The 6457-nt window shown below is 65.2% G+C and carries 8 protein-coding genes; all 8 read right to left on the bottom strand.

What is annotated here, in order from left to right; all coding sequences use genetic code 11:
* Positions 1 to 840: P-type conjugative transfer protein TrbL (gene trbL / locus AO692_RS18195; protein WP_082407432.1), on the bottom strand; the 840-nt coding region annotated here is incomplete at its 3' end.
* 3 nt (positions 841 to 843) lie between these two features.
* The gene (gene trbK-alt / locus AO692_RS18190) at positions 844 to 1131 is read right to left on the bottom strand and encodes a putative entry exclusion protein TrbK-alt (protein WP_054311474.1); all 288 of its coding nucleotides are present in this window, start codon (positions 1129 to 1131) and stop codon (positions 844 to 846) included.
* 22 nt (positions 1132 to 1153) lie between these two features.
* Entirely contained in the window at positions 1154 to 1912 is a 759-nt protein-coding gene (gene trbJ, locus AO692_RS18185) for a P-type conjugative transfer protein TrbJ (RefSeq protein WP_054311473.1), read from the bottom strand.
* Entirely contained in the window at positions 1909 to 4347 is a 2439-nt protein-coding gene (gene trbE / locus AO692_RS18180) for a conjugal transfer protein TrbE (protein WP_054311472.1), read from the bottom strand. The genes trbJ and trbE overlap by 4 nt, the downstream gene beginning before the upstream one ends.
* A gap of 11 nt (positions 4348 to 4358) precedes the next feature.
* Entirely contained in the window at positions 4359 to 4640 is a 282-nt protein-coding gene (locus AO692_RS18175) for a VirB3 family type IV secretion system protein (RefSeq protein WP_054311471.1), read from the bottom strand.
* The gene (locus tag AO692_RS18170) at positions 4640 to 4972 is read right to left on the bottom strand and encodes a TrbC/VirB2 family protein (RefSeq protein ID WP_054311470.1); all 333 of its coding nucleotides are present in this window, start codon (positions 4970 to 4972) and stop codon (positions 4640 to 4642) included. Before AO692_RS18170 ends, AO692_RS18175 begins: the two co-directional genes overlap by 1 nt.
* On the bottom strand, positions 4969 to 5949 hold the full coding sequence (gene trbB, locus AO692_RS18165; RefSeq protein ID WP_054311469.1) for a P-type conjugative transfer ATPase TrbB: 981 nt from the start codon (positions 5947 to 5949) through the stop codon (positions 4969 to 4971). The genes AO692_RS18170 and trbB overlap by 4 nt, the downstream gene beginning before the upstream one ends.
* 188 nt (positions 5950 to 6137) lie before the next feature.
* A partial coding sequence (locus AO692_RS18160; RefSeq protein WP_054311468.1) for a DUF2442 domain-containing protein occupies positions 6138 to 6457 on the bottom strand: 320 nt, incomplete at its 5' end.

Raw genomic sequence — 6457 nt, 5'->3', positions numbered from 1 at the left:
GGTGAGCCCGGTGCCGACCGCCGCGCCAGCGCCGAGCTGCGGACCGCCCGATACGAGGCCGTTGGCGATGCCTGGACCGAATATCCCCAGACCAAGCAGCGACAACGCGGCCAGCACGATGGCCATGGCGTCGTCGATCGACGGCGTTCGACCGCCGAAACCTTGTGTGAACTGGCTGAACAGCGTCGAGCCGATGCCGATGACGACGGCAAGCACCAGCACCTTGATGCCGGAGGAGATGACGTTGCCAAGCACGCGCTCGGCCATGAAGGCGGTTTTGCCGAACAGGCCGAACGGGATCAGCACGAAGCCGGCCAAGGTGGACAACTTGAATTCGATGAGCGTCACAAACAGTTGGACGCTGAGAATGAAGAAGGCGAGGATGACCAGTGCCCAGGCGAACAGCAGGCACGCGATCTGGATGAAGTTCTCGAAGAACGCGATCCAGCCCATCAGATCGGAGATGGAGTCGAGCAGCGGCCGGGCGGCGTCGAGTCCGGTCTGAGCTACCTTTCCGGGCCGCATCAGATCCTGAGTGGAGAAACCCGTGCCGCTTGCCTTCAGGCCGAGGCCGGCAAAGCTCTCGAAGACGATCTTCGCAAGGCTATTCCAATTGGAAATCAAGTAAGCGAAGACACCGACGAACAGCGTCTTCTTGACCAGCCGTGCGATAATGTCGTCGTCCGCACCCCAGCTCCAGAACAGCGCGGCGAGCGTCACGTCGATGACGATCAGCGTGGTGGCGATGAACGCGACTTCGCCGCCGAGAAGACCGAACCCGCTGTCAATGTAGCGGGTGAAGGTGCCGAGAAAACTGTCGATGACGCCGCTGCCGCCCATGCGTCACCGTCCTTCACCGGAGGACGGCGATGCGGGCGCAGTCGTCCGGCCGAGAAAGCGGTCGCGGGTCTCGGCCCAGACGCGCAGGCATTGCGCATCGTCGGCCGCCTTCTGCCCAAGCTGCTGGCACCGGCGCTGACCTTCGCGCAGCGGGTCGTGCTGGGGCTGGACGAGACGCGCCGGCGGCGATGCAGGTGGTTCATCCTTGCGCGTCATCTCGATCGCCGTTGCCGTGATGGCGATGGCGACGAACACGATTGCGCCGATGCGGGCCAGCAGCTTTCCGTCCATGGCGATGCTCCCCCTCTGACCGTCAGTTGCCGCTGTTGAACATCTGCGCGTTACCGGGCTGGTAGCCGTTGCCGGGCGTCAGAAAGCGGCGACGTTGCTCGCGCCCCTGCGCGGCAGCGGTCGTGCGCTCGGCATCGGTCAGCGCGCTCGCGCGGCCATTGGCCGAAATGACCGCGATCAGGTCGGAGAGCTGTTGCGACTGAACGGCCAGGATTTGATTGCCGGCCTGCGTGGCTTGCAGCGCGCCGGTCGCGCCCTGGCTCTGGCTGACGAGCGTCGACATCTGCGTGCGGTTGGTGTCGATGTTGCCGACGACGCCGGCTTGCACGCGCATGGCGTCCTGCAAACCGCCGACCGTGTTCTGCCAGCGCGAGCGCGCATCGGTGACAAGCTGCTGGTCGGACGCCGACAGTGAGACATTGCCGTATTGCTGCTGGAATGCCTGGTCGATCTGCTGCACGTTGAAGGCGATGTTCTGCGCTCGGCTCAAAAGCTGTTGGGTGCGCTGGACGTTCTGCTGAATCTGCTGGAGCGCCGAATACGGCAGGCTTGCCAGATTGCGGGCCTGATTGATAAGCATCTGCGCTTGATTTTGCAGACTGGTGATCTGGTGGGTGATCTGCTCCAGCGAACGCGCGGCGGTCAGCACGTTTTGCGCATAGTTCGACGGATCGAACACGATGATGGCGTGGGCCGGTGGCGCCAGCATCGGCGCCAGCGCGACGGGGGCGGACAGCAGTGCGACGGCGAGCCGCGCTGCGCGGGAGCGGCGCAGGGTCATGAGGACATCTCCTTGTTCGTGAGGTTGGGAATGAGATCGACGGCCCAACCGACATCGCGGGCGGCGAGCCATGCCGTGAGAAAGTTTTCGCGGCCGTGTTCGGCTATGATCTGCGCGATCAGTGTCTGGTCGGATTTGGAGGACGCGGCGCAAAGCGTGAGGCCGACTTCGGACAGCCCCAGCTCGAACAGGCGGTTGCCGCGCCGCGATTGGCAGTAATAATCCCGCTTGGGCGTCGCCCTTGCCAGAATCTCAATCTGCCTGTCGTTCAAGCCGAAGCGGCGATATATCGCCGTGATCTGCGGCTCGATGGCGCGTTCGTTCGGCAGCAACAGCCGTGTCGGGCAGCTTTCGATGATGGCCGGGGCGATGGGCGAGTTGTCGATGTCGGACAGCGACTGCGTGGCGAAGATGACGGAGGCGTTCTTTTTCCTCAACGTCTTCAACCACTCTCGCAACTGACCCGCGAAGCCTTCGTCGTCCAGCGCAAGCCAGCCTTCATCGATGATGAGCAGCGTCGGCCGTCCGTCTAACCTGTCGCCGATCCGGTGGAAGAGATAGGCGAGCACGGCGGGCGCGGCTCCGGTGCCCACAAGGCCCTCGATCTCGAACGCCTGCACGTCGGCGGAGCCCAGATATTCGGATTCCGCGTCGAGCAGCCGGCCATAGGGACCGCCGACGCAGAACGGACGCAGTGCCTGCTTCAAGTCGTTCGACTGGAGCAGCACGCACAAGCCGGTGATGGTGCGTTCCTCGACCGGGGCGGAGGCGAGCGAGGTCAGCGCCGTCCAGATATGCTCCTTGGCTTCCGGCGTGATCTGGACGCCTTCACGCATCAGGATCGCCACGATCCAGTCGGCGGCCCAGGCGCGTTCATAGGTGTCATGGATGCGCGCGAGCGGCTGGAGCGATACGGACGCGTCCGAACCCTCGGTCAGCCCGCCGCCAAGATCATGCCAATCACCCGCCATCGCCAACGCGGTGGCGCGGATGGAGCCGCCGAAGTCAAAAGCGAAAACCTGGCTTCTCTCGTAGCGCCGGAACTGGAGCGCCATGAGCGCCAGCAGCACGGACTTGCCTGCGCCGGTCGGGCCGACGACGAGCGTATGGCCGACATCGCCAACGTGAAGAGAAAACCGGAACGGGGTTGAGCCTTCGGTCCTGCCATAGAGTAGCGCGGGTGCGCCGAAGTGCTCGTCCCGTTCCGGCCCCGCCCACACCGCCGACAGCGGAATCATGTGAGCGAGATTCAAAGTGCTGATGGGCGGCTGGCGGACATTGGCGTAGGCATGTCCGGGCAGCGAGCCGAGCCAGGCATCAACTGCATTGACCGTCTCGACCATGGCCGTGAAGTCGCGGCCCTGGATGACCTTCTCGACCAGACGCAGCTTCTCGTCGGCAAGGCGCGGATCGGTGTCCCAGACCGTGATGGTGGCCGTGACGTAGGCCATGCCGGCGACATCGGCGCCGAGTTCTTGCAAGGCCATGTCGGCGTCGGCCGCCTTGTTCGCCGCGTCCGTGTCCACGAGCACGGATTGCTCGTTGGTCATCACCTCTTTCAAAATCGCAGCGATGCTCTTGCGCTTGGCAAACCATTGCCGCCTGATCTTCGTCAGCAGCCTCGTCGCGTCGGTCTTGTCGAGCAGGATCGCGCGCGTTGACCAGCGATACGGAAAGGCCAGCCGATTGAGATCGTCGAGCAGGCCGGGCGTGGTGCTGGTGGGAAAGCCGACGATGGTCAGGATGCGCAGATGCTGGTCGCCAAGCCGCGGCTCCAGCCCGCCGGTCAGCGGCTGGTCGGCCAGCAGCGCGTCCAGGTAGATCGGCGTCTCGGGAACGCGGACGCGATGGCGCTTGGTGGAGACCGTTGAGTGCAGATAGGTCAGCGTTTCGCTGTCACTGAGCCACGCGCACTCCGGCATGAAGCCGTCGAGCAATGCGAGCACGCGGTCGGTGCGATCGGTGAAGGCGCGCAGCACTTCATGGGGATCGGCGCCGGACCGTTCGCGCCCCTCATAGAGCCAGGCTTCGGTGCGCGCGGCTTCTTCGGCCGGCGGCAGATAGAGGACGGTCAGGAAATAGCTCGATACAAAATGCGCGCCTTCTTCCTCGAAGTCGGCCTTGCGCTCGGCATCGACCAGCGCGGAAGCCGGATCGGGGAAGGTGCTCTGCGGATAGGTCGCGGCCTCGTGCCGCTGCGCCTCGACAAAAATGCTCCAGCCCGAGCCCAAGCGGCGAAAGGCGTTGTTGATGCGGCCGGCGACCGCGACCAGCTCGGCCGCGACGGCGGAATCAAGATCGGGCCCGCGAAAGCGCGCTGTTCGCTGGACGCTGCCATCCTTGTTCAGCACGACGCCGGGGCCGACCAGCGCGGCCCAGGGCAGATAGTCGGCAAGGCGAGAAGCGGTGCGGCGATATTCGGCGAGGTTCATCATGGCCGTGTTCCTCAGACCGCGAGATGTCCGGGGATGCGCAGGTGCCGCCGCCCGACTTCGACAAAGAGCGGATCGCGCTTCGCTGCCCAGACGGCCGCAAAATGACCGATGGCCCATATCGCCAACCCGACCAGCCAGAGGCGCAGGCCAAGGCCGACCGCGCCGGCCAGCGTGCCGTTCATGATCGCGATGGAGCGCGGAGCGCCGCCGAGCATGATGTGCTCGGTCAGCGCGCGATGGACCGGGACCGAGAATCCGGGCACAGCGTCGAGCTGTTCGAAAGCGGCCGCCATCAGACCAGAGCCCCGCCGCCAAACGAGAAGAACGACAGGAAGAAGCTCGACGCCGCGAACGCGATCGACAGGCCGAACACGATCTGGATCAGCCTGCGAAAACCTCCGCTCGTGTCGCCAAACGCAAGCGTCAGGCCGGTCACGATAATGATGATGACGGCGATGATCTTGGAGACCGGCCCTTCGATCGACTGGAGAATTTTTTCGAGTGGCTGTTCCCACGGCATCGACGAGCCGGAAGCATGGGCGGCCGGCGCGAACATGATGCTGATGGTGAGCGTTGTTGCGGTGGTCGCGATGGCGCGATAACCGCGCGAGAGTGTGCGGATCATGACGGGGCTCCTGTGTTCGGTGTGGCTGTGGTGATGCGGTAGTCGCCGTCCGGGCCGAGCCCTTCGACGTGGGCGAGTTCGGCGAGCCGGCGCGCCGAACCGCGCCCGGCAAGGACGGCAACAAGGTCGATGGTCTCCGCGATCAGGGCGCGCGGGACCGTGACGACGGCCTCTTGGATGAGCTGTTCAAGGCGGCGGAGCGCGCCGATGCCGGAACCGGCATGGATAGTTCCGATGCCGCCCGGATGGCCGGTGCCCCACGCTTTCAGAAGGTCAAGCGCTTCGGAGCCGCGCACCTCGCCGATGGGGATGCGGTCGGGGCGCAGGCGCAGCGAAGACCGGACCAAATCCGATAGCGTCGCCACGCCGTCTTTCGTCCGCATGGAGACGAGGTTTTCCGCGCGGCATTGCAGTTCGCGCGTATCCTCGATGATGACGACGCGATCCGCGCCCTTCGCCACCTCGGCCAGTAGCGCGTTGGTCAGCGTGGTCTTGCCGGTCGAGGTGCCGCCCGCCACAAGGATGTTCGCGCGGGAAGTGACGGCCGCGCGCAGCGTCGCGGCCTGGTCGACGGTCATGATGCCGGCAGCCACATAGTCGTCGAGCGTGAACACGGCGACCGCCGGCTTGCGGATGGCGAAGGCGGGCGCAGCTACAACAGGAGGCAACAGGCCTTCGAACCGTTCACCGCTCTCAGGCAACTCAGCCGAGACGCGCGGCGAACGCGCATGCACCTCCGCGCCAACATGGTGCGCGACCAGGCGCACGATGCGCTCGCCGTCGGCAGGCGACATCCTCTCGCCCGTATCGGCCAGACCTTCGGACAGCCGGTCCACCCAAATCCGGCCATCGGGATTCAGCATCACCTCGACGACAACGGGGTCTTCGAGATAGCGCGCGATGGCGGGGCCGAGCGCGGTGCGCAGCATGCGCGCGCCACGCGCGATCGCTTCCGGCTTGTGGTGAGTGGCAGTCATCCCGGCCCCGTTCCTTCACGGGGCGCGACAGACAGTCCCCGCAACGGGGTCGATTAAAAGAGCCCGAAGTCGGGCTGATTCAACAAGTATCTAAGCGCGCGCGGGGATCGGCGGTCATCGGCGGCAAATAGGATGGATTGTATCTTCTGGCCTCAAGGCCAGTCGCTGGATCAGGAACGATCAGGTCTTTACCGATTCGCCGTCTTGCGCGGACGGCCGCCCTTCGCCCCGTTCGCACGAGCGGCGGCGGCCTTGGCAACCGAGGTCGTCTGGCCGGCACGGCGGGCCATCCATGCCTTGGTGCCGAAGATACCGGCCATCAGGCCCGGCAGGGAAAGGTCAACGTCCAATTCCTCCCAATGCAGCCCGTAGCCCCGGCCAAGGATTTCGACGGCGGCGAGCTGGTCGTCGGACGCGGCCTCAAGCCCCTGCGCCAGACGGGGAGGAAAGGCGAAGGTGCAACCGTTCTCCAGATCGACGATCACCCGACCGGAGGCGCGGTCGTAGC

The organism is Mesorhizobium sp. 1M-11, assembly GCF_001303895.1.
Classification (GTDB): domain Bacteria; phylum Pseudomonadota; class Alphaproteobacteria; order Rhizobiales; family Rhizobiaceae; genus Mesorhizobium.
Note: the sequence above shows the minus strand (reverse complement) of the source record. Positions and strands in the feature narration are given on the sequence as shown.

Excerpts from the sequence above, each read along its gene's own strand:
- AO692_RS18170 (WP_054311470.1), bottom strand. The coding sequence starts at position 4,972 with ATGATCCGCACACTCTCGCGCGGTTATCGCGCCATCGCGACCACCGCA.
- trbJ (WP_054311473.1), bottom strand. The coding sequence starts at position 1,912 with ATGACCCTGCGCCGCTCCCGCGCAGCGCGGCTCGCCGTCGCACTGCTG.
- trbE (WP_054311472.1), bottom strand. The coding sequence starts at position 4,347 with ATGATGAACCTCGCCGAATATCGCCGCACCGCTTCTCGCCTTGCCGAC.
- trbB (WP_054311469.1), bottom strand. The coding sequence starts at position 5,949 with ATGACTGCCACTCACCACAAGCCGGAAGCGATCGCGCGTGGCGCGCGC.
- trbK-alt (WP_054311474.1), bottom strand. The coding sequence starts at position 1,131 with ATGGACGGAAAGCTGCTGGCCCGCATCGGCGCAATCGTGTTCGTCGCC.
- AO692_RS18175 (WP_054311471.1), bottom strand. The coding sequence starts at position 4,640 with ATGGCGGCCGCTTTCGAACAGCTCGACGCTGTGCCCGGATTCTCGGTC.